The sequence below is a fragment of the Fulverythrobacter ferritrahens genome, assembly GCF_020539485.1.
GTDB lineage: Bacteria > Pseudomonadota > Alphaproteobacteria > Sphingomonadales > Sphingomonadaceae > Andeanibacterium > Andeanibacterium ferritrahens.
This window is the reverse complement of record NZ_JACDXU010000004.1, coordinates 37,091-63,855: the sequence shown is the minus strand read 5'-3', so window position 1 is coordinate 63,855 and position 26,765 is coordinate 37,091. Positions and strand designations below refer to the sequence as shown.

Genomic DNA, 26,765 nt, shown 5'->3' with positions numbered 1-26,765 from the left:
TTCTCCCATGCCATACCGCCGCGACACTCCCGGCCGTATGGCTGCAAGTTCGCAAGGTCCGTGCCAATTCATTCCACTGCATAATTATATTTATATTTCAGTATCTTATGGATTAATCGCAATTTCGCTCCGCACCCTGCCCACCGACATTCGTTGAATTTCAGACACTCTTTGCGCATAACAGCCTCGCAACCGCAGAATTTCCAACAGAGCGACTCCATGCTAACCAGGCCCGACATCGTTGAAGCCCCTGCCATGCCCGTGATGGAGGATCTGGCCGCCACGCTCCATTTTTCTCCCGAGACCGGCCATATCTGGCTCGCCGGACGGCGAATGGTGCTGATGCACGAGGATTCCACGGGGCTGCTGCGCCGGGAGGTTGTCGATGCAATCGGCTTTGATCGCGCCCGCGCGGCCTTCACCCGACAAGGCTACAATGTCGGGGCGATGGATGCGGAAATCGCCATGAAAGTGCGGCCTCACACCAGCCTGCATGCCATGTTCTCGGTCGGCCCGCAGATGCATGCGCTGGAAGGCATCGTGCTGGCGGAACAGATCGCCTTCGACGTCAACATCGAGAAAGGCCGCTTCTATTCCGAATATCGCTGGCACCATTCGAGCGAATGCGCGGCCCATCTCAAGCAATTCGGACGGGGCCAGATTCCCGCGGGCTGGAGCCAGATCGGATATGCCAGCGGCTATGCTTCCGAATTCCTCGGCCGCCCGATCGTCTATCGCGAGGTCGAATGTATCGCCATGGGTCACGAGTTCTGCCGGATAGTCGGCCGCCCGCAAGAGGAATGGCCGGATGCAGGACAGGATCTGCTCTATCTCCGCGCGGCTCCGGTGCAGCTGACCGGCGGCGAAAGCGAAGGGCTGGTCGTGACCAGCAGGAGCGGCAGCGGCAGGCCCGACAAGATGCTGGTAGGCGCCTCTGCCGGGTTCAACATGGCCTTTGAAAAGACCCGCAAGGTCGCCGGAACCCAGGCCGCCGTGCTGTTGCTGGGGGAGAGCGGCGTCGGCAAGGAAATGTTCGCGCGCGGCCTCCATTTGCTGAGCCCGAGGAAGGACCAGCCCTTCATCGCGGTCAATTGCGCGGCCATGCCGGAAACGCTGATCGAAGCCGAATTGTTCGGCGTTGAACGCGGCGCGTTCACGGGCGCCACGTCAAGCCGGCAAGGCAAGTTCGAACGCGCCCATGGCGGGACCATCTTTCTCGATGAAATCGGCACGCTTTCCATGGCATCGCAGGCAAAGCTGCTGCGCGTGTTGCAGGAAGGCGAGGTCGAGCCCATCGGCGGCAGCCATTCGCGCCCGGTGGATGCCAGGGTAGTCGCCGCCACCAACATCAATCTGCGCGAGGCCGTCACGCGGGGCGAATTCCGCGCGGACCTGTTCTTCCGCTTGAACGTCTTCCCCATCTCGATCCCACCCTTGCGGGAGCGGAGGGCGGACATTCCGGTGCTGATGGCCCATTTGCTCAAGCAATTCTGTGACCGGCACGGACGAGATGTGCCCGGCTTCAGCGAGGAGGCCGTCTCCGCCATGCTCAGCTATGGCTGGCCCGGCAATGTGCGCGAGCTGGAAAACGTCATCGAACGCGGCGTAATCATGGCTCAGCCGGGTATGCCGCTGGGCGTGCATGACCTTTTCAGCGCGGGCGAGGAACTGGGGGACACGCGCTATCGCCTGACCAGCGCAGGCGCAGTGGAGCGGGCTCCATTGGAGCGTGAGCCTTTCTCCGCCGGCACAGGCGACGATATTGGGCAGGACGCCCTGGATACCGGCCTGTCACTGGATGAGATCGAACATCGCATCCTGACCAGCGCATTGGAGGCGCATGGCGGAAACCGCACGCGCGCGGCAGCCGCGCTCGGCCTCTCCCGCGCTCAATTCAATTACCGCCTCAAGACGTTCGAGGCCCGTCAGGCCACAATCTCGCGCTCGTCAGCGGAAACCCAGGCACGCGCGCGCCGGAAATCGCTGGCCGTCACTCCCGAACGGGCCTTGAAGAACCGTGCGAAATAAGCCGGATCGGAAAATCCCAGCCTTCCGGCGATCTGGCTGATGCTGGCATTCGAATAGGTGAGATAGCGCATGGCCTCCAGCAGCAGGCGGGCCTGAACCATCTCGCCCGGCGCCTTGCCGAAGGCCCTCCGGCAGGCGCGCGTCAGGGTAGGTTCCGTAGTGCCAAGTTCGCCAGCATAGCGGGAAATCGGCCAGTTGGCCGCGAAATTCCGATCGACCAGAGCGCGGAACCGCTGTGTCAGCGCCGCGTGCCGCGTGAGGCCGGGACCAGCGCCACCTCGTTCGAACAGGGCACTTGCCGCAGCAAGAAGCAGGCCGAGCTGCGCAAGCAGCACATTGGACAGCCCGCCCCCGCCGGAAAGCTCCTGTTCCGCCGCAATCTGGGCCATGACCCAGCGCAGCCGGGCGACATCCCTGCCCTCCTGATCCATCCGCGCCATGCCAGCCTGCGCTTTTTCGAACATCGGGCTGGACGCCGCGCCCGGCAGATGCGGATGGTGCAGCAATTCGACCGCGAAAGAGAGCACCCACCCCTCCGCATCCGGTGCGAAATGCAGCGAGTGGATGCACTGGCTGGGCAGCAGGATCAGTGTCTGGGGAAAGAGGTTCAGATCCTGCCCGTCCACATGCAGGATTCCCGACCCGCGATCGAGGAGGATGATCTGGTGGAGAGTCGAGTGACTGTGGGCTGAAATGTCCCAATCGTGCAATCTGGCCCGAGAGGAAATCAGCTCTATATGCAGGAATTCCGGCGCAATTTGCCGATCCTTTTCGCCATAGAGGCTGTATTTTGTGAGGTCCGCACCGCGCTTCATCGTGACGCGTATCGTCCATTAAATGATCGAAAAGTGCAAGTGTTTGCCGGAATCCTGCCTCACGCCTCATGCTCGAAGGAACCTAGAGTGCGCCCAGACAAGGTGAGAGGCACACGAGATGTTCCGATTCGATCCCTATTCGCCCGCAATAGATGCGGACCCCTTCCCCGCCTACAAGACCCTGCGCGACGAATATCCCTGCTTCTGGAGCGAGGAGGCCGGCATGTGGGTCTTCTCGCGCTATCACGACATTCTGGCCGCGCTGACCAACTGGAAAATCTACAGTTCCGCCAAGGGCAATCTGGTGGACGAATTCCCCGGCCGTGCCGGCGCCACGCTGGGCAGCAGCGATCCGCCCCGGCATGACCGGCTGCGCGCCCTGATCCAGAGCGCCATGACCAAGCGCGCGCTGGACCATGTGATCGACCCTGCCCGCGCATCCTGCCGCGCCCATCTGGCCGCCATCCGCGATGCCGACAGCTTCGACTTCGTGAATGATTTCGGATCGAAAGTGACGGTGGACCTCCTGTTCTACCTGTTCGCCTTGCCGAAGGAAAATGCCGAGGAGGTGCGCGACAATGCGGTGCTGATGGTCCAGACCGACCCGGTTACCCGCCAGAAGACCGAGCGCCACCTGGCCGCCTTCCGCTGGATGGCCGATTATGCCGAAAATCTGGTGCAGGAGCGCAAGAAGAACCCCGGCGACGATCTGCTTTCCAACTTCATCACCGCCGAGATCGACGGCGAGAAGCTGCTCGACCGCGAAGTGCAGCTGACCGTCACCACGCTGATCATGGCCGGGATCGAGAGCCTGTCCGGCTTCCTGGGCATGTTCGCGCTCAATCTGGCGGAGTTCGCCGATGCCCGCCGCGCGCTGGTGGCAGACCCCACCCTGATCCCCGACGCGATGGAGGAATCCCTGCGCTTCAACACTTCCGCCCAGAGGTTCAAGCGAACCCTGCAGCAGGATGTGGAAATGCACGGGCAGCAGATGAAGGCGGGCGATGCCGTGATGCTCTGCTATGGCTCTGCCAATCGCGACGAGCGCATGTTCCCCGATCCCGACCTCTATGACATCGCCCGCAGGCCCAAGCGGCATCTGGGCTTCGGCGGCGGCGTCCATGCCTGTCTCGGCTCGATGCTCGCCCGCGTGGCGACCCAGACCGTGTTCGAGGAATTCCTGGCCGCCGTGCCCGATTTCTCCCGCATGGACAGCCAGCTCGCCTGGGTACCTTCCTCCAACTTCCGCAGCCCGCAGGTGCTCAGGCTGGCGCGGGGTTAAATGGCTGGGAACCCGGCAAGCGCCTGATCAGCAGAACGGCAGTTTTCCGCACAGATGGTAAAACTGCCGTTCTCTGCCCGATGCCTCTCTCTGCCCGATGCCTCGCCGCACATGCATTGAGTTCACAGGTCAGGACCGAACGATCCGGCCATCGAGCAATTCGATCCGGCGCCGACACTGGGCCGCGATATGTTCGTCATGTGTGGAAATCAGAAAGCTGGTGTCGGATGCCCGATTGATGGAGCGAATGAGATCCATCACCTGATCGGCCGATTGCCGATCCAGATTGCCCGTGGGCTCGTCAGCCAGAACCAGCACCGGATTGTTGATCAGGGCGCGGGCAACCGCCGCGCGCTGGCGCTGCCCACCGGACATGGCTGACGGTCGGTAGTCCCGCCGATCGGCCAGCCCCACCGCATCGAGCAGTTCCATCGCCCGCTGGCGCATGGCCAGGGTTTCCCGTCCCGCGGCTGCGGCGGCGGGCATCATGACATTTTCCAGCGCGGAAAGATCGGGCAGCAGGTGGTGGAACTGGAAGACGAAGCCAAGATAGCGGCTGCGAAATTCGGTACGCTGCGCGTCGCTGGCCTGCATCAGGTCAACCCCCAACATCTCGTGCCTGCCGCCGCTGGCGCGCATCAGGGTGCCCAATATGGTGAGCAGCGTGCTTTTGCCCGAGCCGGATGGACCAAGCAAAGCCGCCATTTCCCCTGCCTCCATGGCAAGATCTATTCCCTTGAGCACCAGCGCTCCCGCTTCGCCTTCGCCAAAGCCCTTCGTCAGGCCGGAGACGGAAAAGATGGTTTCGGCGCTCATTGCCCGATAGCCTCCACCGGATCGATCCGCGCTGCATTGCGGGCGGGAAGGATCGAGGCGAGCATGGCGGCAAGCGTGGTCAGCAGGACCGCCATCAGGAAATCACCCTGCGCCCGATCGATCGGCAGCCCGCCGTTGCGCACTTCGGTAACGGGCGGAAGAGGAAGCAGGGCCAGCCACGCGGCCAGCGCGCCGACCACCGCACCCACCAGACCGATCAAGGTCCCTTCCAGCACGAATATGGAAACAACCAGCCCTTTGCTGGCCCCCATGGCGCGCATGATCCCGATTTCCGATTGGCGCCGAACGATGGAGAGCAGCATGGCGCTGGCAATGCCGATCACGATAGTGACTAGGGAGAAGGCCTTGATGATCGTTCCGGTGCGGGCCTGCGCATCCAGTCCCTCGAACAACTGGCTGTTGTCCTCCGTCCAGGCGGTGGCCTTCAGGCCGGTCGACTGGCGCAGGCGTTCCGCAATGCGGGGGGCCGCGGTGGCAGGCCGCACCTTGATCTCGATCCGGGAAATGCCCGTGGGCAGATCGAAAAGGGCGCGGGCCGCAGTGAAGTTCATATAGACGGCCTGCCGGTCCGCACTGGCGATGCCCAGCGTGAAGATCCCGCCGATGCGGAAACTCCGCGCCCGTCCACGATCGGAGCTGAGGCGCACGACTTGCCCAACCCTGAGGCCAAGGTCGCGTGCCAGCCGGCTGCCGATCAGGATGCCGTCGGCTGGCAGGCTGCTGCTGCCATCCACGATGGCCCCGTCGATGTCGGCGATGGCCGAAAGCTTGCCCGGCATGACGCCGATGACCCCGACCGGCGCAATTGCCTGTCCGCGCTCGACAAAGGCGGAACCGCGAATCTGCGGAGATACGGCGATAACGCCGCCTGTATTCTCGATGATCGGAATGGCAGGCTGCCAGATCGCAATCTGTTCGCGCCGACTGAGATCCTTCTGTAGCACCACCTGAGCACTGCCCCCCACCTGCAGGATTGCCGGATCACGGTCAGGCCGTTCCAGCACAATATGGGGAATACTGCCTACCGTGCGTAAGGTCAGCAGGTTGGCCAGCCCGCCGATCAGCGCGCTCATGAAGATGAAGACGCTGACCCCCAGGGCAACCCCCGCCATCAGCAGCGCGGTCTGGCCCGGATGAGCAAACAGATGCCGGATGGCGAGCTTGACCGCATAGGGGCTCATTCTAGCGAGCCACCTTGACCTTTTCGCCCGGCCCCGCCGCGTTCGGATCGGCCAGCAGACGATCGCCAGCCCGGATTCCGCCAGTAACGATGACTTCTTCCGCCGGCCAGTCGATGAAGCTGACGGGCCGTTCGCTCACCACCCCATCCTTGCCGATTACTCTGACCTTTCCTGCGCCGCCGGAGAGGATAAGGGCACTTCGCGGGACGCTGATCGCCCTTTCCCGCCGTTCGATGATCAGGTTGACCGTGACGGTCAGGCCCGAGGGCGCATCCACTACCGGGTCCACAAGGCTGAGACGCACATCGCGCGCACCGGTTGCCGGATCGACCCGTGGCTCCACATGGGCCACCACGGCTCTAAGCTCCTGCGCCTGCCCCGGCAGGCTGATCCGCGCGTCCATGCCGGGGCGGATTTCCGTGGCGTAGATCTCGTCCACTTCCACGGTCACTTCCGGCCTCGACAGATCGGCCAGCCGGTAAATGACGCTGTCCAGGCCGACCGTCTGCCCCGGATCAACCGGACGCTCCATGATTACCCCGGCAAAGGGCGCCCGCAGAACCCGGCGGTCGCGCTGTTCGCGCGCCTGCACCACGCCGGCCCGACGCCGGCTGAGTTCGCGCGTGCCTTCCTCCACCGCAAGGCGCCGCTGCTCTACCTCGCGTTTCGTGGCGAATTGCCCCAGCGCCTCGAAACGGGCGAGGTCACGCCGGGCCTGAGCCAGGGTTGCCTGCTGTGCCTGGACCGAGGCCTCGGCTTCCGCGATGGCGGCGGTTTCCGGCGCGTCATCGATCCGGGCAAGCACCTGCCCTTCCGCCACCCGGTCACCCACATCGAACGGCAAGGCGACAAGCTCGCCGCCAAGGGACGGACGGATATCGACCTGAAGCCGGGGCCTGATCCGGCCATTGACCGCCAGGATGCGGGTCGCCGGCTCCGCCTCGACACGTATCGCCGCCACTTCGCGTTCGCGCGGCGCAAACATCCAGTATCCGGCCACAGCCAGAAGCAGCACGATCAACGCCACCGGAAGTATCTGTTTTCGAGTGAGCTTCATTCGCCCGCGCCTTAGCACAGGCGAGAGAGTGTGTAGCGACCAAATGCAGTCAAGATGTACATCGGGCGATCATTGGCGCTGAAGAGAATCGGAAATATCCGGCTGCTCTTCTTTCGATGGAAGCGGCGTCATCATGGTCGGCCGCGCCAGTTAGCGGATTGCAGCCGAGTGTGGACGCGGCGGCGCGCGATCATATCGAAAAGGCCGGATGACGTTCGGCCCTGTCGCCCATTCGGGACGGTTCCAGGGTTTTCCCGCAAATGCTCTTATTACTTGCATTTTTCCTTTAAATTATGCGAACTTCAACGGATTGAAATATAAGATCCGCACAGGTCATTGAATGAAGCGGATTGCTGTTCGCACCACCGGGCCGAGAGGAACGCAGTCTATTCCCGGTGACGCATGATCCGGCCATCAAGGGCCGGTTTACGCGGCGTGGCAGCAGTCCGATCTGGTAAGGGCTAACATATCATGCCAGCCAGTGGCGCCCCGTCGGGAGGAGTACTCGCCGCTTTTCAGCGAGCGGAGGATTTGCACGCGCTGATCGACACCGTGCCCGATGCCATGGTGGTGATCGACACTGTGGGCCGCATCATTTCCTTCAGCAAAGGGGCCGAGCGTATGTTCGGCTATGGCGAGGACGAGTTGCTGGGCGAGAATGTCAGCGTGCTGATGCCCTCGCCCGACCGGGAACAGCACGATTCCTATCTTGGCCATTACCTCGCCACGGGGGAAAAGCGGATCATCGGCATAGGCCGGGTGACCACGGCCCGCCGGCGCGACGGCACGACCTTTCCCATCGATCTGGCCGTGGGCGAAGTGGAACTGCCGGACGGACCGGTTTTCGCCGGCTTCATCCGCGACCTGACCGAAAGCCGTGAGACCGAACGGCTGCTCCACAATCTACAGAACGAGCTGGCGCATACTTCGCGCATCACTTCCATGGGCACGCTGGCCACATCCATCGCGCATGAGCTGAACCAGCCGCTGACCGCCGTCACCAATTACATGCAGGCCGCGCGCGATCTGCTGGCCGATCCGACGCCGGACAATCTCGCCCTCGCCCGCGAGGCTATGGACGAAAGCGCGAAGGAAGCCCTGCGGGCGGGCCAGATCGTCCACCGCCTGCGCGATTTCGTCGCGCGCGGGGAAACCACGCGCGAGATGGTGAGCCTGCAGCGGCTGGTGAAGGAAACCACCGCGCTGGTGCTGCTGGATGTCAGCGTGCGCAACACCGATTTCGTCACCCGGCTGGATCCCGCAGCCGATACGGTGCTGGTCGATCCGGTGCAGGTGCAGCAGGTTCTACTCAACATCATGCGCAATGCGCTGGAGGCCATGGCGGACATGCCCGTGCGGCAACTGGCCGTCGCCAGCGTGCAGGATGCGGAAGGCATGGTGCGGGTGAGCGTTTCCGATTGCGGGCCCGGCATCGCGCCGGAAGTGATGGCCAAACTGTTCCAGCCCTTCATCAGCACCAAGGACAAGGGTATGGGGCTGGGCCTGTCGATCTGCCACACGATCGTTACCTCGCTGGGCGGGAAGATCTGGGCGGAACCTTCGGAACTGGGTGGCACCACTTTCCACTTCACCCTCACATCCGGCGATCTCGAGAGGCAAGGATGAGCGCTTTTCCCGTCTATGTCGTGGATGACGACGATTCCGTGCGGCGTTCGGTGGGCTTCATACTCAAGACCTCGGGCTTTGTGGTGCGCAGCTTTGCGGGCGGCGAGGAATTCCTGAAGGAGGCACGCCAGCTCGATCCGGGGGCGGTACTGCTCGACATCCGGATGCCGGGGATGGATGGGCTGGAAGTGCAGGCCGAAATGGCAGCGCGCGGCATCCTGTTCCCGGTGATCGTGATTACCGGCCACGGCGATGTGGAAGTGGCGGTGAAGGCCATGAAGGGCGGCGCTGTCGATTTCGTGGAGAAGCCCTTCGACAAGGCGGTGATCATCGCCTCGCTGGAGGAAGCCTTTGCGCGGCTTTCCAGGGCCGGGAAAGAGACCGCTCGTGCCCGGCAGGCGCGCGACCTTCTGAACGTGCTCACCCCGCGCGAACTGGACGTGCTGCAGGGGCTGACAGTAGGCTATCCCAACAAGACCATCGGCTATGATCTGGGGATCAGCGCCCGCACAGTGGAAATCCACCGGGCCAATCTGATGAAGAAGCTGGAAGTGAACAACATCTCCGACCTGCTGCGCATCGCCTTTGCCGCAGGGATCGGCGAAAATCCGGAATGAACGGCACCAGGCGGGTCTTCAGTCCTTCTGCACGGACAGAACCCGGAACGGCCGCCTCTCCCCCGATGCAGTCCGCACGACCAGCACATTGCCGGGCCTGACCGGCCCATCTTCCAGCACGCAATATTGCCCCGCGTCCCCGTTTGTGGTGGCGCCCGAGAAGGCAAGCGTCCAGCCCGACGTGCAGGGGTAGATCATTCCGGAACGGTCCGGCTCATTCGGCCAGAACCGCCGCACGAAGGCGCTGCGCGGCGCATCGGACAGCCGCGCGCCGTCGATGCTGCCGTCCCGCCCCAGCGGAAGGCGGAGCAGGTACGCCCTTCCCGGCGAGCCGTTCGGAAACTCCTCGGTAGGGGCCAACTCCAATTTGATCACGTGCCATTGCGACAAGGCGCATCACTCCAGGTATCAGGAACCATTCCCTGACGGCGAGCGGCGCGCGACAATATAGGGAGACTTACGGATATAGGCGGCGGAACAGTTCCCTCATTCCCCGCAGGACGGCGAAACCGGCCAGATTCTGCATATGACGGAAAGGGAATGGGCAATGCGTTCGATCATCCTGCATATCGGCACCGACGAATCCTTCGAGGCACGCTTTCAGGTCGCTCTGGACCTTGCCCGCGCCTGTGGCGGGAAGCTGACCTGCATCCAGCCGATCGTCCAGTTCTGGGCCGCGCCCGGCGATCTTTACGGCATGACCTCGGCCGAACTCATGCCCGTCCTGCTGGACAATGCACGCAAACAGCAGCAGCGCATCGAGGAACGGCTGACCAATGAAGGCGTGGCATGGAACTGGGTGCAGGACATGGATGCGGCCGGCAACATGCTGCTCGCCTATGCCGCGCTGAGCGACCTGCTGGTGGTCGGAACCCGCGATCCGCTGGGCGGCAAAGGCGTTTCGATGCTGGCGGGCCAGCTTGCGCTTCATGCCAGAACGCCTGTGCTGGCGGTTCCGCCCGGCTGCGATGGCTTCGATCCTTCCGCCCCTGCCATCGTGGCATGGAACGGATCGCCCGAATCCTCCCACGCCCTGCGCGCCGCAGTGCCCCTGCTGAAGCTTTCCTCTGCCGTCGAACTGATCACCGTGGAGGAAAAGCGCGAGGCCGGGGAATATGACCTTCCTCCCACCGATGGCGCGGAATATCTGGCGCGGCACGGCATTGCCTGCGAGCTGGTGCAGATCCCCTCGCAGGGCGGCTCCAGCACGGACACGCTGCGGCAGGCCGTGGAAGCGCGCAAGGCCGGATATGTGGTGATGGGCGCCTATGGCCGTTCCCGCCTGCGGGAAATTGTGTTCGGCGGCATGACCCGCGGCCTGCTGGCCGACACGCCGGTTCCGCTGCTCCTCTGCCACTGAGGGGAGCGGAGGCAGGCAGCATAGGGATATATCCTGATGTTTCGCCGCCCGGGAATCTCCCACCTTCGGGGGCAATTACAAGGCAGCCGGATTGCCCGCCATTGCAAGGCGCAACCGCGATCCGGCTGGGGGCTACGGCCTGATTTGGGGGACCGACAATGAGCCTGCCGGAACTGAGGCACTTCATCGACACGCAGGATTTCTCGCGCGAGGAATTGCTGCGCATTCTGGAGCTGATCCGGCTGCTCAAGGAAGCAGACAAGGACGGGGCCTGCCCGAAGCTGCTCGCCGGGGCATCGCTGGGCATGATCTTCGAGGAGCCCTCCACCCGCACCCGCGTCTCGTTCGAAGTGGCGATGACCAAGCTCGGCGGGCACGCGCTCTATCTCAAGCCCGGCGAAATCCACCTCGGCCAGCGCGAAAGCGTGCGGGATACCGCGCAGGTGATCAGCCGCATGGTGGATGTGATCGAGGCGCGCACGCTGAAGCACCAGATGGTGCTCGATCTGGCGGCCAATGCCACCGTGCCACTGATCAACGGCCTGACCGACTATAACCATCCGACCCAGGTGGTGTGCGATGTGTTCACGATGATGGAACATGCCCAGGCGGGCAAATCGCTGGGCGACATCAAGGTCACCTTCGTGGGGGATGCCACGAATGTCTGCTCATCGCTGATGATGATCTGCACCCAGATGGGAATGCACTTCACCCATGCCGCGCCCGCGCGCTATCAGGCGCCCGCCGCATGGCAGGAAATCGCCCGCGCCAATGCTGCCGCCAGCGGAGGTTCGCTGACCGTCACCGACGATGTCGAGGCTGCGGTCAGCGACGTGGATTTCATTTATACCGACCTGTGGTGGTGGATCGGCCAGGAATCCGAGATTCCCGACCGCGAGGCCGCCTTCATGCCGCGCTATCAGGTCAATGAAGGCCTGCTGGCCAAGGCGCCCCCCCATGCCAAATTCATGCACTGCCTGCCCGCCTCGCGCGGCGTGGAAGTGACGGACGCGGTGATGGACGGGCCGCAATCGATCATCTTCGATCAGGCTGAAAACCGCCTGCATGCCGAAAAAGGCCTGCTGGTCTATTTCGTCTATCCGCGCCTCAAGGCGCCTTCCGCCGATCTCGCGGCCTTTCATCGTGGCCGGATCGAGAGCTTCCTGAATCCCTGTTGAGAAGAGAGGAGGCCACCATGGCCACTGCATCCCCGGCACCCGCAGCCAAGCCCCGCTTCCGCAGGGTTCTGCATCGGCTGGACATGACCCTGTTCACGGTCTGCGCGATCCTGATCATAGATCAGCTGGCCGCATCTGCCTCGATCGGCGTGCAATCGATCTTCTGGTGGGTGCTGACGCTGGTGCTGTTCTTCATCCCCTATGGCCTGATCACATCGGAACTGGGCAGCGCCTATCCCGAGGAAGGCGGCATCTATGCCTGGGTACGTCGTGCCTTCGGCGCGCGCTGGGCGGGTCGGACAGCGTGGCTATGGTGGGTCAACGTCGCCTTCTGGATGCCGTCGGTCTACATCCTCTTCGCCGGGGTTCTGGCCGAACTCGTTGCCCCCGACATGAGCCTGACCGTCAAGATCGCCATCACTCTGGCGCTGACCTGGATCACGGTGGGTATCAATATCGTCACCCTCAATGTCGGGAAATGGGTGCCCAATATCGGCGCTGCGTTCAAAACGCTGATCATGCTGGCCATCGGGCTGGGCGGGATGGTCTATGCCTGGCGCCATGGCGTGGCCAATGAGTTCAGCCTCTCCACGCTAAGCCCCAGCTGGGGGGCCAGCCTCGCTTTCCTTCCGGTCATCGTCTACAATTTCCTCGGTTTCGAGCTGATGTCCGGCGCGAGCGAGGAAATGGAAAATCCGGGGCGCGACGTGCCGCTGGCCATCGTCACTTCCGGCTCGCTTATCGCCTTCTTCTACATCCTTGCCACCCTGGGCATTCTGCTGGCCCTGCCGGTGGAGGAAATCGGCCTGATCGAAGGACTGACGGACACGTTCCGCCGCCTGTTCGGCACTGACGCCACAGGTTCGATCATCGTGGCTTTCCTCACCGTGATGGCGCTCTACACCTTCCTGGCGAATATGGTGACCTGGACGATCGGGGCCAATCGCTCCGCCGCGGAGGCCGCCCAGCGCGGGGATCTGCCTCCGATCTTCGCCCGGATGCATTCAAGGTATCAGACCCCGGCAAGCGCCGCCGTTCTTACCGGCATCACCGCCTCGGCAGTCCTCATTCTCTACGGCACGCTGGCCAAGAGCGCGGAAGATCTGTTCTGGACGATCTTCGCCTTCTCTTCGGTAGTGTTCCTGCTGCCCTATTTCCTGCTGTTCCTGTCATTCCTCAAGCTGCGCCGGGCCGATCCCGACGCGCCGCGCCCCTATCGCGTTCCCGGCGGATATGGGACCGCGGTGGCGCTGAGCGGAATCTGCATGCTGTTCATCGCGCAGGCCATCGTCTTCTTCATCTATCAACCCGGCGAATTCGACCTGACCTATGCGCTGGCTGTGGGCGGGGGGACGCTGCTGACGGTGATCGTGGGCGAGTTCATGATCGGCAGGGGCGCCCCGCCGAAGGAGGACGGCAATGCCTAAGCTGCTTTCCACTACCCCTCGCGCCGATGGCTTTCGCATGCCTGCCGAATGGGAACCGCATATCGGCTGCTGGATGCTGTGGCCCGAACGTTCGGACAACTGGCGTCGCGGCGCGAAACCCGCCCAGCACGCCTTCGCTGCCGTGGCGGCGGCGATTGCTCAGGGCGAGCCGGTTACGGTCTGCGTCTCGCCCGGCCAGTATATCATCGCGCGCGAACTGCTCGATCCGGCGATCCGTGTGGTGGAAATGACCAGCAATGACAGCTGGATTCGCGATTGCGGGCCCACCTTCCTGGTCAATGACGAAGGCGTGGTTCGCGGAGTGGACTGGAAGTTCAACGCCTGGGGCGGTTTGTTAGGCGGGCTGTATTTCCCCTGGGACCAGGACGATCTGGTAGGCGAGAAGGTGCTCGAACTGGAACGCGACGATCGCTACGCCCCGGATTTCATCCTTGAGGGCGGCTCGATCGACGTCGATGGCGAAGGCACCGTCATCACCACGGAAGAGTGCCTGCTGAACGAAAACCGCAATCCCGAACTGAGCCGGGAACAGATCGAGCAGATGCTGTGCGATTATCTCGGCGTCCAGAAGGTGCTGTGGCTGGCGAAGGGCGTCTATCTCGACGAGACGGATGGCCACGTGGACAATTTCTGCCGTTTCGTTGCGCCCGGCGAAGTGATCCTGACCTGGACCGAGGACAAGTCCGATCCGCAATATGAGATTTCCGCCGAAGCTCTCGATCGCCTCGCCACGATGCGCGATGCGAAGGGGCGGCCGCTCAAGGTCCACAAGCTCCACCAGCCCGACCCGGTGCTGATCACGGCGGAAGAAGCGGCGGATATCGATCATGTGCCCGGCACGCTGCCCCGCCAGCCGGGGGACAGACTGGCCGCATCCTATGTCAATTTCTACATTGCCAATGATGTGATCGTGGCGCCCAGCTTCGATGATCCGCGCGACGCTGCCGCGCAGCAGAGCCTTGCCGAATTGTTCCCCGGGCGCCGCATCATCGCCGTGCCCGGGCGCGAGATCCTGCTCGGCGGCGGCAACATCCACTGCATCACCCAGCAGGAGCCGCTCGGCCGGCGCGTGATCTCCGCCAAGGGACGCTGACATGCGGCTGGTCATCGCGCTGGGCGGCAATGCGCTGCTCAAGCGGGGGGAAGCCCTGACCGAGGAAAACCAGCGGCGCAACATGCAGGCTGCAGCGGTCGCGCTGGCCACGGCGTGCGAAGGGCATCAGGTGGCCATCGTTCACGGCAATGGCCCGCAAGTGGGTCTGCTGGCGCTCGAGGCAGCGGCCTATGACGCGGTGCCACCTTATCCGCTGGATGTGCTGGGCGCGGAATCGCAGGGCATGATCGGCTATGTCATTGCCCAGGAATTACGCAATGCCGCCCCTTCCCGCCTCGTCGCCAGCGTTCTCACGCAGACAATGGTGGAAGCGGATGATCCCGCTTTTGCCCGCCCCACCAAGCCTATCGGACCGGTCTACGGTTCGATTGAGGAAGGGCGCGCAGGCATCGGACGAGACTGGAGCTTCGCTGCCGACGGCAAGGGCTTTCGCCGGGTGGTGCCCTCCCCTCGCCCCGTCGGGATCATCGAAATGGCGGAGATCGCTCATCTGTTCGACGGCGGCGTGGTCACCATCTGCTGCGGCGGAGGTGGGATTCCCGTGTTGCGCGATGCGGCCGGCCTGCTCAGCGGGATCGAGGCGGTGATCGACAAGGATCTGGCCGCCGCATTGCTCGCCCAGCAATTGAAGGCGGATCGCCTGATCATTCTGACCGATGTCGATGCGGTCTACACAGGCTGGGGTTCTCCCGAACAGCGCGCCCTGCGGGAATTGAGCGCCGCTGAAATTACCGGGCATGATTTTGCCGAAGGATCGATGCTGCCCAAGGTTCAAGCCGCTGCCGCTTTCGCCGGTTCGACTGGAAACCCCGCCGCCATTGGCGCGCTGGCGGATCTTCAGGCCGTGATGGAAGGGCGCGCGGGAACGCTGGTCACCCGCTGACGCGCCTCGGGCGCGCCTCCGCAGGCGCTCCCTTCAAATTCCCCAGTGATCCGCGCCGCTGGCAATGGATTCGATCATTTCCCGATCGAGAATCCGCAGGCGATCCCGCTTGGGCGTGGCGATGGCGCCCATCTCGCGCAATTGCCGGAAGCCCCGGCACACGCTTTCGGGCGTGGTGGCGAGATAGGCCCCGATATCGGACTGGGTGAGCGGGAAGATGAAATCCGACCCATCGCTGGGCAGCCGGTCGATCATCACCATCAGGAATGCGCAAATCCGCACCAGCAGGCCATGCCGGCCGATCACGATCCCCCGGCGGAAAATCGGGTCCTGCTCTGCCCCGATAGACTGCAGGAACTGCCCCCCGTCCCGGCAATTCCTGAGGAATGCCTCGTTCCAGCCCGAGCGCGAATGCAGCACGTAACGCAATTCGGTTACCGCTTCGGCAGTGTAGCGATAGCGATCCCCCAAAGGCAGGCCGATCTGGTCACCGGAGAAGAAGAAGGCGCTGATCTGCCGTTCGCCGCTGGCCATGAAATTCACGCCGCGCGCGATACCTTCCCGCAATTCGTAGACATAATCGCAGGGATCGCCCTCAAGGAAGAGCGTCTCCCCCGCACGGGCAATGCGCTCGGTAACCGGCATTTCAATTGGCGCGATGGCTGGGCGGTACATGGCATGTTCCCCGTTCTGCTAATGTCGCCCAGCTTAAGGTTCAGGCCGGAAACCATAATCAGGAAACCTACGTAAATGCCGGCTGTACTTGATTGCGCTCAAGTGCGGCGCTGTGGGCGGGCCCTATATTTCCGCGACAATGGAGGACCGGATTCGCCCCTGATCGCGCGCTGTTATCGCTCAGGGCAGCACTTGGAGAAGCCCGATGGACCTGAAGCAGGCAATCCTTACCCGCCGTGCGGTGCGCGAATATCTGCCGGACCCGTTGAGCGACAAGCAGATCCAGGCCCTGATCGAGCTGGCTATCGAAGCGCCCAGCGCCATGAACCGGCAGCCCTGGGCCTTCTGCGTGGTACGCGATCAGGCCATTCTCCAGCAGGTCTCGGACAAAGCGAAAGCGCATATGCTGGAGACCGTCCCGCCCGTGGAAGGATCGGATCACTTCGCCGTGATGCTGCGCAGCAGTGAGTTCCATATCTTCTATCACGCACCGGCACTGGTCCTGATCTCCGCCACGCAGGACGATAATTGGAGCCATCTGGACTGCGCGCTTGCGGCCGAGAACCTGATGCTTGCCGCCGCGGCAGAAGGTCTGGGATCCTGCTGGATCGGCTTTGCTCAGGGCTGGCTGAACACGCCGGAAGGCAAGGCCCTGCTATCGCTGCCGCCATCGCATGTCCCGGTCGCCCCGATCATTCTCGGCCATCCACGCCACGGTGTACCGCCCGTTGCGCGCAATCGGCCCGATATTCGCTGGATAGGCTGAAAATCAGCGGCCAGACTGCCTCAGCCTCAAGGCTGCAAACTTTTCTAATTACTGGAACAGTCGAGACGATTTTATCACTCTGACTGGAAAGAAAAACTCCCCCTAAACCTGCGCTCACCTCAGCGAGAGCGGGGAAGCAGGTTTTGAGAAGGAGTTGTGACCGAGGCCCTGCCGCATCGGTCCGACGCTTCGACAGCGACTGACGATTACTCATATCGGGCCGGCGGACAGCCTTTCTCCGCCATTCCCGCCTCTATCGCCTGAAAGGCAAGCCACAACCGAGATGGCATCAGAGAAGCGAAGGAATGTCCCATGACTTACGTAACCACCAAGGACGGCGTCGAAATCTTCTTCAAGGACTGGGGCCCGAAGGATGCCCAGCCCATCGTGTTCCATCATGGCTGGCCGCTGTCTTCCGATGATTGGGATACGCAGATGCTGTTCTTCCTCCAGCACGGCTACCGCGTAGTGGCGCATGACCGCCGGGGCCATGGCCGATCCTCCCAGGTGAGCGAAGGCCACGACATCGCGCATTATGCCGCCGATGCCGCAGCTGTGGCCGAGCATCTCGACCTGCGCAACGCAGTCCATATCGGCCATTCCACTGGCGGCGGCGAAGTCGCGGCCTATGTCGCCCGCTACGGCATTCCGCAGGGCCGTGTGGCAAAGGCCGTGCTCGTATCGGCCATCCCGCCGATCATGCTCAAGACCGAGCGCTATCCCGGTGGCCTGCCGATCGAAGTGTTCGACGGTTTCCGCAGTGAACTGGCCGCAAACCGCGCGCAGTTCTTCCGCGATGTCGCTGCCGGCCCGTTCTACGGCTTCAACCGGGAAGGCGCGAAAATGCTATCCGCCGTGATCGACAATTGGTGGCGCCAGGGCATGATGGGCAGTGCCAAGGCCCATCATGACGGCATCAAGGCCTTTTCGGAGACCGACCAGACTGACGATCTAAAGGCCATGACCGTTCCCACACTGGTGCTGCATGGCGATGACGACCAGATCGTGCCCTACAGGAACTCGGCGGTGCTCCAGGCGGAAATCCTGCCCGATCCCACGCTGAAGATCTATGAAGGCTTCCCGCACGGTATGCTGACGGTGAATGCCGACACCATCAATCCCGATCTGCTGGCCTTCATCGAAAGCTGATCGAGCAAATGGAATAGCGATGCCGGGCGGGTGCGAACCTGCCCGGCATTCGTTTGGGCTATGCGCCAGAACTGCTCAGACATCGCCCATGCCGGGCAATTCCCGATCATCCCGCCCCAGCATCACGAACTGGTCGAGCAGCCAGGAAGCCGCCGGGCCGGGAGGAGTATCCCGGCGCCAGATGCCGGAAAAGCGATAGGTGCCGCCCGGTTGATCCGGCATGGCAAGGCGCACCAGCGTCCCGGCCACAAGATCGTCTTCTATCATCGGCAGCGGCATGTTGCCCCAGCCGATCCCTTCCCGCAGCAGGGCGTGCTTGGTTCCCAGATCGGCCAGCCGCCAGGTCTTGGGGCTGAGTACGGAGAAATCCTGCCCTTCGGTAAAGCGCGAACGATCGGTCAGCACGATCTGCGTATATTCCCGTCCGGCGCCCGGTGGAATCGGGTCCATCCGCCCCAGCGGATGATCGGGCGCTGCCACCGGGACCATCGCGATGGAGCCGGCCGAAACGCTCTCTATTGCTTCCACTCCCGTCGAAAGCGGGCCGGATATGCCGATGATCGCCTTGCGATCCAGAACCATAGCCGTGATCGCGCCCAGCGTTTCTGCGTGGAGGCGCAATTGCACGGTGGGGAACTCCTTTGCGAAAGCGCGCAGCACCCGCGCCAGCCGGTCCATGGGGAACATCACATCCACTGCCAGATCGACCTCAGCCTCCAGCCCGTCGAGCAAGCCCTTCACCTTCGCGCGCAACCCGTCGATCCCATCGGAAATCGTCCGCACTTCAGCCAGCAGCGCGCGCCCTGCCACGGTCAGCTGCGGCTTGCGCGTCCCTTCCCTGTCGAACAGCGTCAGCCCGAGCTGCGCCTCCAGATTGGAAATGCCATAGCTGATGACGGAAACCGCGCGGTTGAGCTTGCGCCCGGCAGCCGCGAAGCTGCCCGTATCGACGATCGCGAGGAAGATCCGCAACTGATCGAAAGTCGGCGTGCCAGGATTGCTCACTTTTCAATTTCCTCGAACATTGTGCCGGATTTAATCCATCTGAACAGGAAAGCTGACAAGGCCTAAATGGGGTTCAACAGCGGTGTTCCAACGCCGCGCCAGGAGACAGACCATGATCGAACTTCGCCCCTTTGAAAGCCTCGGCGCCGCCAACCATGGCTGGCTCGATGCCCATCACCACTTCTCCTTCGCAGGTTACCACGATCCGGCACGGGTCCACTGGGGCAACCTGCGCGTCTGGAACGACGATACAATCGCGCCGCAGACCGGCTTCCCGCCGCATCCGCATCGCGACATGGAAATCATCACTTATGTCCGCGAAGGCGCGATCACTCATCAGGACAGCCTGGGCAACAAGGGCCGCACCGAAGCAGGCGACGTTCAGGTGATGAGCGCCGGCACCGGCATCCGCCATTCGGAATATAATCTGGAGGATGTGACCACCCGGATCTTCCAGATCTGGATCATCCCCACCCGCGAAGGCGAACCGCCGAGCTGGGGCGCCAAGCCCTTCCCCAAGGGTGACCGCGCAGGCCATTTCGTAACGCTGGCTTCCGGTTTCGAGAATGACGATGATGCCCTGCCCATCCGCACGGATGCCCGCGTGTTGGGCGCGACCCTGCGGGCTGGTGAAACGGCGGAATATCCGCTCGGCAAGGATCGCAAGGCCTATCTCGTTCCCGCGAGCGGAGCCGTGCAGATCGACGATGTCCGAGTGAATGCCCGTGACGGCGTCGCGATCAGCGATCTCGATGTTCTGCGGGTTACCGCGCTGGAGGATAGCGAAATCGTCCTCGTGGACGCGGCCTGATCCAAGATCTGGGCCTGGCATAGCCGGGCCCCGGTTCAGCGCAGCTGCCGCTTCTCAAGCTTCCTCGCCAGGGTCCGGCGGTGCATTCCAAGCCTGCGGGCTGCCTCGGAAATGTTGAAATCGCATTCCACGAGGGTTGAGTGGATATATTCCCATTCGACCGTTTTGATCGAGCTTTTGCGTGTATCCACCGGCACGCTGGGATCGCCGCCCTCGCGCCCGAAGGCCTCTTCAATATCGTCCGTATTGGCAGGCTTGGCCAGATAGTGCGACGCCCCCAGCTTGATGGCCTCCACCGCCGTGGCAATGCTCGCGAAGCCGGTAAGCACGACAATGCGCATTTCCGGGTCAAGCTGGTGCAGCATCTGGACACAGCCCAGCCCCGATGCCGTGCCGAGCTTCAGATCGACCACCGCATAATCGAAGGTCTCGCTCTCCAGAAGCTTCTCCAGCGCCTCCGGGCTGGCCGCATGGCGGACCGCATAGCCGCGACGCTCAAAGGAACGGCACAAGGTGCGGGCAAAGGCGGGATCGTCCTCAACGATCACGAGGCGAGGATCTGGGTTGGTCATTTCCGCCCCCTTCCACCACTGGCCAGCGCCGCCAGCGGGATGCTCAGCCGTACCAGCGCACCGCCGGCCTCAGGGTTACGCACTTCAACCTTGCCCCCGAGCTTGCGCACGACATTGACGACGAGAAACAACCCAAGCCCGCCACCGTCACGCCCCTTGGTGGAAGAATAGGGCCTCCCGAATGCGTCCATCATTTCCTGCGAAAAGCCCGGACCACGGTCGAGTATGTCGAGTTCCAGCATGCCCCCTGCAACGCGTGACCTGAGTTCGACGAAGGAGGGCGAAACTTCCACGGCATTGTCAATCACATTGCCGATCACCTGGCGCAGCGCAGGATCGGAAATGATCTGGAAGTCCTCATGCAATTCGTCGATCCATCTGACCGCCCCATTGGTACGCTCCGCCCATTCCGACGCGATGGCTGAAAGGAAGGCCGACAGGGGCATGACCGCGGGATTTTCACCGCGCGCCTCGCCAGCGGACATCAGAATGCCGCTGACGATCTTCTTGCAGCGCAGCAGTTCCGCATTCATTTCCGCCAGTTCTTCCTGCAGTTCCGGGTTCCCTCGGATAGCGGGATGCTTCTGCCAGTCCCCCACCAGCACGGACATGGTGGCCATGGGCGTTCCCAGTTCATGCGCTGCCCCGGAAGCGAGCAGCCCCATGCGCACAATGTGATGTTCCTCCGCCGCCTGCTGGCGCAAAGTGGCAAGCGCGGCGTCGCTCTGCCGCCGGTTGCGATCTATCCGGATCACGAAGAACACCAGGAGCGCCGCAATCAACAGGAAGCAAACCACACTGCCGAAGACATAGATTTGCATGGGATGGCCCGCATGACGGGCAGGCAGGGCCAGGGGGCGTGCGACAATGGTCAGCACGATGAAGGCCAGGCTGGCCGCTGCCGCCACGATCCAGCTCCAGCTGGGAGGGAGAAGGATCGCGCCGATCACGATCTGCAGCAGGAAAAGGAAGGCGAAGGGATTGTTCGTCCCCCCCGTGAAATAGAGCTGCCAGGCAAGCGCCAGCACATCCAGCATCAGCGCGCCGAGCAATTCGAGATAGGTATATCCCTCCCGCTCCCGCCCGATCACGATGGTGGAAAGATTGATCATCGCCAACAGGACCGGCACCGCAACGAGCTGCACCAGAGGCAGGGAAATGCCGAACAGGTGCCCCGCGACCCAGATGGTCACGAGCTGGCCGAACACCGCCATCCAGCGCAGTTGCACCAGCAGCGCCATGTTGCGGGCACTTGCGGGTGGGAAGGCTGGAGCAAGGTTCATGACGAGCGACGCCATAGCATGATTGCCGCACCACACGACAGCAAGGCCAGGGCAAACCACGTCAGCGCATAGCCGAGATGATTGTTCGGGAAGGATATTACCGTCAGCCCCGGTACGGGCGCGCCCTTCATGGCCGGACTTTCAACCTGCGCATCGATGAAAAAGCGTGTCTCTGCACTGGCCCCCGAAAGGGCCGCAATGGCTGCAATATCACGCGAATACCAGCGGCCCTGATCGGGTTTGTTCGCACGCAGCCAGGTGCCGCCGGGTTCCGTCAACCGTAGCAGGCCGGTTACGGTTACCTGTCCCGCCGGCAATGTGCCGCGTGCGGCATCGAGCGTAGTGCGCATCGGCAGGAAGCCGCGATTGACATAGACGACAGCTCCGGACGCGCCGCGCAGGGGCACGAGCATCCAGTAACCGCTGCCCAGCGAGGAGGTTCCCGTCACCAGCACCGCGCCCCGGGGATCGTACTGCCCCTGCAGGCGAATGCGCCGATATTCGAAGCGGGAAGCATCGCCGCGCGGCACTGCGCGCACAGCCAACGGAGGGGCCCTCATCGCGGCCTCGGTACGCGCGATCAGGGCCTCCTTCCAGGCAAGACGCTGCACCTGCCACAGTCCCAACGGCAGGCAGACCAGCGCCACGACTGCCAGGGCGACAATGAAGGCGTAAGGTCGCGCCTTCCCTGCCGCCACTTCATTCAAGGCAGCGAGTCCATCTGGTGAGACTGGGGCATCATATTGGCGTTGAGGTGATACATCACCCACAGCGATCCGGTCAGCACGATCACCACGATCACTATCGTGAAGATCAGCGCCAGCATGTTCCAGCCGCCTTCAGCCCTGGCATTCATATGCAGGAAGAAGATCATGTGGACCACGATCTGGATCGCGGCAAAAGCCGTGATGATCAGCCCGGTGACAGACTTGTCCGCAATCGGCCCGGCCATCACCAGCCAGAAGGGGATCGCCGTCAGGATGACCGAAAGGACAAAGCCCCACACGTAATCCCGCATCGTCCCGTGCGCTTCCCCGCCATGATCGTGGCCATGGTCGTGTCCGTGGCCGTGCCCGGCTCCCTGTTCATGTGCGGCGCTCATCGCAGCATTCCCATCAGATAGACGAAGGTGAAGACACCGATCCAGACGACGTCCAGAAAGTGCCAGAACAGGCTGAGGCACATCAGCCGCCGCCGGTTTGCCGGGATCAATCCGCGCTGTTCCACCTGTACCAGCAATACGACCAGCCAGATGAGGCCGAAGGTGACGTGGAGGCCGTGAGTACCGACCAGTGTGAAGAAAGCGGACAGGAAGGCGCTGCGCTGCGGCGTGGCCCCCTCGTGGATGAGATGTGCGAATTCATAGAGTTCGATGCCGAGGAAGGCCGCACCGAACAGGCCCGTGATCACCAGCCAGAGCTGCGTCTGCCGCACCACCCCTTTCTGCATCGCCAGCATGGCGAAGCCATAGGTGATGGATGAGAACAGCAGCATGGATGTGTTGAGCGCGACGAGCGGGAGGTCGAACAGGTCCCTCGGGCCGGGCCCAGCCGCATAATTCGCGCCCAGCACACCGAAGGTGGCGAAGAGCATCGCGAAGATGAGCAAGTCGCTCATCAGATAGATCCAGAAGCCCAGCATGGTGCTGCCGCCTTCGGGATGATCATGCTCGTCGAGGTCGTAATAGCGCGCCGTCAGATCCGCGTCGGTGACGGCGGCAGCAGCAGGGGCAATGCTCATGCGGCGGCTCCCTTCAGTGCGGCAAGCTGGCGCGCGCGTTCCGCTTCGGTCTCGGCCACGGTCTCGGCCGGGATGTGGAAATCGCGCGCATAGTTGAACGTGTGGGCAATCGCGGTGATCAGCAGCGCCGCCAGGCTGACCCCGGCAAGCCACCAGATGTGCCAGATCAGCGCGAAACCGCAGACGGTGCTGATGCCTGCCAGGATGATCCCCGCGCCGGTATTCTTCGGCATATGGATCGCGCGGAAATTGCCCGCCGGGCGCGGTGCGCCTGCGCGCTTCATTTCATCCCACGCATCGAGATCGTGGACCACGGGCGTGAAGGCGAAATTATAGTTCGGCGGCGGCGAGCTGGTGGCCCATTCCAGCGTGCGCCCGTTCCAGGGATCGCCGCTTTCATCGCGCAGCTGGTCGCGGCGGATGATCGAGACGGCATACTGGATCAGCATGGCCGCGATGCCGCAGGCGATCAGGCCTGCACCGATGGCGGCAATGACGAACCAGATCTGGAGCGAGGGATCGTCAAACACACGCAGGCGCCGGGTCACGCCCATCAGGCCCATGACGTAGAGCGGCGTAAAGGCCAGCCAGAAGCCCACGACCCAGCACCAGAAGCTGATCTTGCCCCAGAAGGGATCGAGGCGGAAACCAAAGGCCTTGGGCCACCAGTAATTGATGGCGGCGAACACGCCGAACACCACACCGCCGATGATCACATTGTGGAAGTGGGCGATCAGGAACAGCGAGTTGTGCAGCACGAAGTCTGCCGGGGGCACGGCCAGCAGCACGCCGGTCATCCCGCCGATCACGAAGGTGAGCATGAAGGCCACCGTCCACATCATCGGCAGGTCGAAGCGGATGCGGGCCCGGTACATCGTGAACAGCCAGTTGAAGAGCTTGGCCCCCGTTGGGATGGAGATCACCATGGTGGTGATGCCGAAGAAGCTGTTGACGCTGGCGCCCGATCCCATGGTGAAGAAGTGGTGCAGCCACACCAGATAGGACAGGATGGTGATAACCACCGTGGCGTAAACCATGGAGGAATAGCCGAACAGCCGCTTTCCACAGAAAGTGGCCGTCACTTCGGAAAACACGCCGAAGATCGGCAGGATCAGGATGTAAACCTCCGGGTGGCCCCAGATCCAGATGAGGTTCACATACATCATCGGCGATCCGCCGAAATCGTTGGTGAAGAAATTGGTGCCCACATAGCGGTCAAGGCTCAGCAGGGCGAGCACGGCCGTCAGCACCGGGAAGGATGCCACGATCAGCACGTTGGTGCACAGGCTGGTCCAGGTGAACACCGGCATGCGCATCATGGTCATGCCCGGCGCGCGCATTTTCACGATCGTGGCGATCAGGTTGATGCCCGACAAGGTCGTACCCACACCCGCGATCTGCAGGGCCCAGATATAATAATCGACGCCCACGCCGGGGCTGTAGGCGATGCCCGAAAGCGGCGGATAGGCCAGCCAGCCGGTCTGCGCGAATTCGCCCACGAAGAGCGACGCCATCACCAGCACGGCCCCGGCAGTGGTCATCCAAAAGCTGAAATTGTTGAGGAACGGGAAAGACACGTCGCGCGCGCCGATCTGCAACGGCACGACATAGTTCATCAGCCCGGTGACGAAAGGCATCGCCACGAAGAAGATCATGATCACGCCATGCGCAGTGAAGACCTGATCGTAGTGATGGGAATTGAGATAACCTTCCGATCCGTTGAAGGCGATCGCCTGCTGGATGCGCATCATCACCGCGTCGGCAAAGCCGCGCAGGAACATCACCAGCCCCAGCACCATATACATGATGCCGATCTTCTTGTGGTCCACGCTGGTGAACCATTCGCGCCAGAGATAGCCCCACAGGCGGAACCATGTGAGCGCGCCCACCAGCGCGGCGCCGCCAAGCGCTACCGCGGCGAAAGTGGCCACGATGATCGGCTCGTGCAGAGGCAGCGATTCAAGCGAAAGGCGGCCGAACAACATCGACCAGTGCTGATCTTGAGAAGTCATGGCGTTCATTTTTCCGAAAATCAGGACACGGGCGATTTGGCGGGCGCAGGTGCGGCAAGGCTGAGCCTGCCGCCTTCCGCCGCATCGGGTCTGGCCGGCGAAGGCAGGTTTGCACCGCGCAGCGGAGCAAGGTCTTCCGGCGCGCCGACTTCCGCCGACCGGGCGCGAAGCGGGGAATTGTCAGCGCACAGCGCCTTGATGAAGGCCTGGCTCGCCGCGATCTGATCCCCCGGCAGGATCGCCGAAATCTGCTCTCGCCCGTTCTTGTCGTAAGTGAGGGCGGCAAGGTTCAGCATCCCGGCCTTGCCCGTGCCGCCCTGCTCGTCGAGCGCCATCATCTGGCTCATGCACATCTTGCCGGGGCGCACACACAGATTGACGACCGCGTCGAACAGATCGGGCGCGACCGTGGCGAAGTGCCGCACCGGCTCCTTCTCGCTCGGCCGTTCAAGCTTGAGATAGGTTTCCCGATCCAGCCCCTGACTGCCGGCCCGCACCTTGCGCGCCCATTCCTCGAACTTGCCCGCTTCCACCCCGCGCAGGGCAAAGCGCATGTCGGAAAAGCCCGCGCCGCTGTAGTTGGCGGAGAAACCGGCGAAGTTACCGGTCTTGTTGAGCACGGCATGCAGCTTCGTTTCCATGCCGGGCATGGCGTAGATCTGTCCGGCCAGAGCCGGTGCATAGAAGGAATTCATCACCGAAGAGGCCGTAATGCGGAAGCGCACCGGCCGGTCCACCGGCAGGACGAGTTCGTTGACCGTCGCGATTCCCTGTTCGGGATAGATGAACAGCCATTTCCAATCGAGCGCGACGACATTCACTTCCATCGGCTCCGTCTCGGGATGCAGCGGACGCTCCTTGTCGATCCGCGCGAGCGACCGATAGGGATCGAGCAGATGCGTTCCCACCCAGGTCACGGCGCCAAGCGCGATGATGATCAGCAGCGGGGCAGACCAGATCACCAGTTCCAGCTGGGTCGAATGATTCCACTCAGGCTCGTAACGGGCGGCCTTGTTGCTGGCGCGGTAATGCCAGGCAAACCACACCGTCAGCGCCATCACCGGCACGATGATCAGCAGCATCAGCACGGTGGAGATCACCACCAGATCGGCCTGCTGGCGCGCTACGTCGCCTGCGGGGTTGAGCACTACCCAGTCGCAGCCGCCAAGCATGGCCGCCAGCGGCAGGAGCATGGAAAAACGCATCAGACGCGCAGAAACTGGGGATAGGGAGGGCATGGCGCGCGCCTAGAAGCGCCGGGCGGGCCAGACGATAGGACATTTTGTCCAATCCCTTTGATCTGCATCAATGACAATAGCGCTCCCG

At 62.8% G+C, this 26,765-nt stretch carries 26 protein-coding genes; 12 read left to right on the top strand and 14 right to left on the bottom strand.

Translation table 11 applies throughout. The features are described 5' to 3' along the window. Positions 1 to 219: 219 nt before the first annotated feature. Positions 220 to 2,028 carry a sigma-54-dependent Fis family transcriptional regulator gene (locus H0274_RS14535; RefSeq protein ID WP_226796249.1) on the top strand — a complete coding sequence of 603 codons (1,809 nt, stop codon included), beginning with the start codon at positions 220 to 222 and terminating at the stop codon, positions 2,026 to 2,028. On the opposite strand, the gene H0274_RS14530 is transcribed toward H0274_RS14535, so the two are convergent. Next, positions 1,926 to 2,843 carry a helix-turn-helix domain-containing protein gene (locus tag H0274_RS14530; protein WP_226796247.1) on the bottom strand — a complete coding sequence of 306 codons (918 nt, stop codon included), beginning with the start codon at positions 2,841 to 2,843 and terminating at the stop codon, positions 1,926 to 1,928. The genes H0274_RS14535 and H0274_RS14530 overlap by 103 nt on opposite strands. 118 nt (positions 2,844 to 2,961) lie before the next feature. On the opposite strand from H0274_RS14530, the gene H0274_RS14525 reads away from it, so the two are divergent. Next, positions 2,962 to 4,125: a cytochrome P450 gene (locus H0274_RS14525; protein ID WP_226796245.1), complete on the top strand. Its 1,164-nt coding sequence runs from the start codon at positions 2,962 to 2,964 to the stop codon at positions 4,123 to 4,125. A gap of 129 nt (positions 4,126 to 4,254) precedes the next feature. Here the strand turns inward: H0274_RS14525 and H0274_RS14520 are convergent, their stop codons facing one another. Genes H0274_RS14520 through H0274_RS14510 form a run of 3 tightly spaced genes read right to left on the bottom strand, consistent with a single transcriptional unit; the run spans position 4,255 to position 7,200 of the window. Further along, positions 4,255 to 4,941, bottom strand: coding sequence for an ABC transporter ATP-binding protein (locus H0274_RS14520; protein ID WP_226796243.1), 687 nt, complete (start codon positions 4,939 to 4,941; stop codon positions 4,255 to 4,257). After that, the gene (locus H0274_RS14515) at positions 4,938 to 6,143 is read right to left on the bottom strand and encodes an ABC transporter permease (protein ID WP_226796241.1); all 1,206 of its coding nucleotides are present in this window, start codon (positions 6,141 to 6,143) and stop codon (positions 4,938 to 4,940) included. Before H0274_RS14515 ends, H0274_RS14520 begins: the two co-directional genes overlap by 4 nt. Position 6,144: 1 nt before the next feature. Continuing rightward, a complete protein-coding gene (locus H0274_RS14510; RefSeq protein WP_226796239.1) occupies positions 6,145 to 7,200 on the bottom strand; it encodes an efflux RND transporter periplasmic adaptor subunit in 1,056 nt (351 codons plus the stop codon). A 471-nt stretch (positions 7,201 to 7,671) separates the two neighbouring features. Between H0274_RS14510 and H0274_RS14505 the strand changes: the two genes are divergently transcribed. Beyond that, a complete protein-coding gene (locus H0274_RS14505; RefSeq protein WP_226796237.1) occupies positions 7,672 to 8,826 on the top strand; it encodes a sensor histidine kinase in 1,155 nt (384 codons plus the stop codon). Further along, positions 8,823 to 9,443: a response regulator transcription factor gene (locus H0274_RS14500; RefSeq protein WP_226796235.1), complete on the top strand. Its 621-nt coding sequence runs from the start codon at positions 8,823 to 8,825 to the stop codon at positions 9,441 to 9,443. Before H0274_RS14505 ends, H0274_RS14500 begins: the two co-directional genes overlap by 4 nt. Positions 9,444 to 9,461: 18 nt before the next feature. On the opposite strand, the gene H0274_RS14495 is transcribed toward H0274_RS14500, so the two are convergent. Then, positions 9,462 to 9,809: a hypothetical protein gene (locus H0274_RS14495; protein ID WP_226796233.1), complete on the bottom strand. Its 348-nt coding sequence runs from the start codon at positions 9,807 to 9,809 to the stop codon at positions 9,462 to 9,464. 181 nt (positions 9,810 to 9,990) lie between these two features. Here H0274_RS14495 and H0274_RS14490 point away from each other — a divergent pair, with 181 nt between their 5' ends. The 5 genes from H0274_RS14490 (at position 9,991) to arcC (ending at position 15,426) form a co-directional block, all read left to right on the top strand. After that, complete coding sequence (locus tag H0274_RS14490; RefSeq protein ID WP_226796231.1) at positions 9,991 to 10,803, top strand: universal stress protein; 813 nt, start codon at positions 9,991 to 9,993, stop codon at positions 10,801 to 10,803. Positions 10,804 to 10,961: 158 nt separating this feature from the next. After that, positions 10,962 to 11,981 carry a putrescine carbamoyltransferase gene (gene ptcA, locus H0274_RS14485; RefSeq protein ID WP_226796229.1) on the top strand — a complete coding sequence of 340 codons (1,020 nt, stop codon included), beginning with the start codon at positions 10,962 to 10,964 and terminating at the stop codon, positions 11,979 to 11,981. Between the two features lie 17 nt (positions 11,982 to 11,998). Beyond that, a complete protein-coding gene (locus tag H0274_RS14480; protein WP_226796227.1) occupies positions 11,999 to 13,408 on the top strand; it encodes an APC family permease in 1,410 nt (469 codons plus the stop codon). Next, positions 13,401 to 14,522, top strand: a complete 1,122-nt coding sequence (gene aguA, locus H0274_RS14475) for an agmatine deiminase (RefSeq protein WP_226796225.1) — start codon at positions 13,401 to 13,403, stop codon at positions 14,520 to 14,522. Before H0274_RS14480 ends, aguA begins: the two co-directional genes overlap by 8 nt. Before the next feature lies 1 nt (position 14,523). After that, the gene (gene arcC / locus H0274_RS14470) at positions 14,524 to 15,426 is read left to right on the top strand and encodes a carbamate kinase (RefSeq protein WP_226796223.1); all 903 of its coding nucleotides are present in this window, start codon (positions 14,524 to 14,526) and stop codon (positions 15,424 to 15,426) included. A 33-nt stretch (positions 15,427 to 15,459) separates the two neighbouring features. Here arcC and H0274_RS14465 read toward each other — a convergent pair whose 3' ends face one another. Next, positions 15,460 to 16,101: a Crp/Fnr family transcriptional regulator gene (locus tag H0274_RS14465; RefSeq protein WP_226796221.1), complete on the bottom strand. Its 642-nt coding sequence runs from the start codon at positions 16,099 to 16,101 to the stop codon at positions 15,460 to 15,462. A gap of 205 nt (positions 16,102 to 16,306) precedes the next feature. Between H0274_RS14465 and H0274_RS14460 the strand changes: the two genes are divergently transcribed. Next, the gene (locus H0274_RS14460) at positions 16,307 to 16,867 is read left to right on the top strand and encodes a nitroreductase family protein (RefSeq protein WP_226796219.1); all 561 of its coding nucleotides are present in this window, start codon (positions 16,307 to 16,309) and stop codon (positions 16,865 to 16,867) included. A gap of 312 nt (positions 16,868 to 17,179) precedes the next feature. After that, complete coding sequence (locus tag H0274_RS14455; RefSeq protein WP_226796217.1) at positions 17,180 to 18,016, top strand: alpha/beta fold hydrolase; 837 nt, start codon at positions 17,180 to 17,182, stop codon at positions 18,014 to 18,016. Between the two features lie 75 nt (positions 18,017 to 18,091). Here H0274_RS14455 and H0274_RS14450 read toward each other — a convergent pair whose 3' ends face one another. Beyond that, positions 18,092 to 19,021 (bottom strand): LysR family transcriptional regulator, encoded by a 930-nt coding sequence (locus H0274_RS14450; RefSeq protein ID WP_226796215.1) that lies wholly within the window; start codon positions 19,019 to 19,021, stop codon positions 18,092 to 18,094. A 112-nt stretch (positions 19,022 to 19,133) separates the two neighbouring features. Between H0274_RS14450 and H0274_RS14445 the strand changes: the two genes are divergently transcribed. Then, positions 19,134 to 19,832 (top strand): pirin family protein, encoded by a 699-nt coding sequence (locus tag H0274_RS14445; RefSeq protein ID WP_226796213.1) that lies wholly within the window; start codon positions 19,134 to 19,136, stop codon positions 19,830 to 19,832. A gap of 35 nt (positions 19,833 to 19,867) precedes the next feature. Here H0274_RS14445 and H0274_RS14440 read toward each other — a convergent pair whose 3' ends face one another. Genes H0274_RS14440 through cyoA form a run of 7 tightly spaced genes read right to left on the bottom strand, consistent with a single transcriptional unit; the run spans position 19,868 to position 26,644 of the window. Further along, positions 19,868 to 20,404, bottom strand: coding sequence for a response regulator transcription factor (locus H0274_RS14440; RefSeq protein WP_226796211.1), 537 nt, complete (start codon positions 20,402 to 20,404; stop codon positions 19,868 to 19,870). Continuing rightward, positions 20,401 to 21,702: an ATP-binding protein gene (locus H0274_RS14435; protein WP_226796209.1), complete on the bottom strand. Its 1,302-nt coding sequence runs from the start codon at positions 21,700 to 21,702 to the stop codon at positions 20,401 to 20,403. The genes H0274_RS14440 and H0274_RS14435 overlap by 4 nt, the downstream gene beginning before the upstream one ends. Next, positions 21,684 to 22,385, bottom strand: coding sequence for an SURF1 family protein (locus H0274_RS14430; protein ID WP_226796285.1), 702 nt, complete (start codon positions 22,383 to 22,385; stop codon positions 21,684 to 21,686). The genes H0274_RS14435 and H0274_RS14430 overlap by 19 nt, the downstream gene beginning before the upstream one ends. Positions 22,386 to 22,390: 5 nt before the next feature. Next, entirely contained in the window at positions 22,391 to 22,789 is a 399-nt protein-coding gene (gene cyoD, locus H0274_RS14425) for a cytochrome o ubiquinol oxidase subunit IV (RefSeq protein ID WP_226796207.1), read from the bottom strand. After that, positions 22,786 to 23,427, bottom strand: coding sequence for a cytochrome o ubiquinol oxidase subunit III (cyoC, locus tag H0274_RS14420; protein WP_226796205.1), 642 nt, complete (start codon positions 23,425 to 23,427; stop codon positions 22,786 to 22,788). Before cyoC ends, cyoD begins: the two co-directional genes overlap by 4 nt. Beyond that, positions 23,424 to 25,412 (bottom strand): cytochrome o ubiquinol oxidase subunit I, encoded by a 1,989-nt coding sequence (gene cyoB, locus H0274_RS14415; RefSeq protein ID WP_413463485.1) that lies wholly within the window; start codon positions 25,410 to 25,412, stop codon positions 23,424 to 23,426. Before cyoB ends, cyoC begins: the two co-directional genes overlap by 4 nt. A gap of 47 nt (positions 25,413 to 25,459) precedes the next feature. Next, entirely contained in the window at positions 25,460 to 26,644 is a 1,185-nt protein-coding gene (gene cyoA / locus H0274_RS14410; protein ID WP_226796202.1) for a ubiquinol oxidase subunit II, read from the bottom strand. Between the last annotated feature and the right edge of the window lie 121 nt (positions 26,645 to 26,765).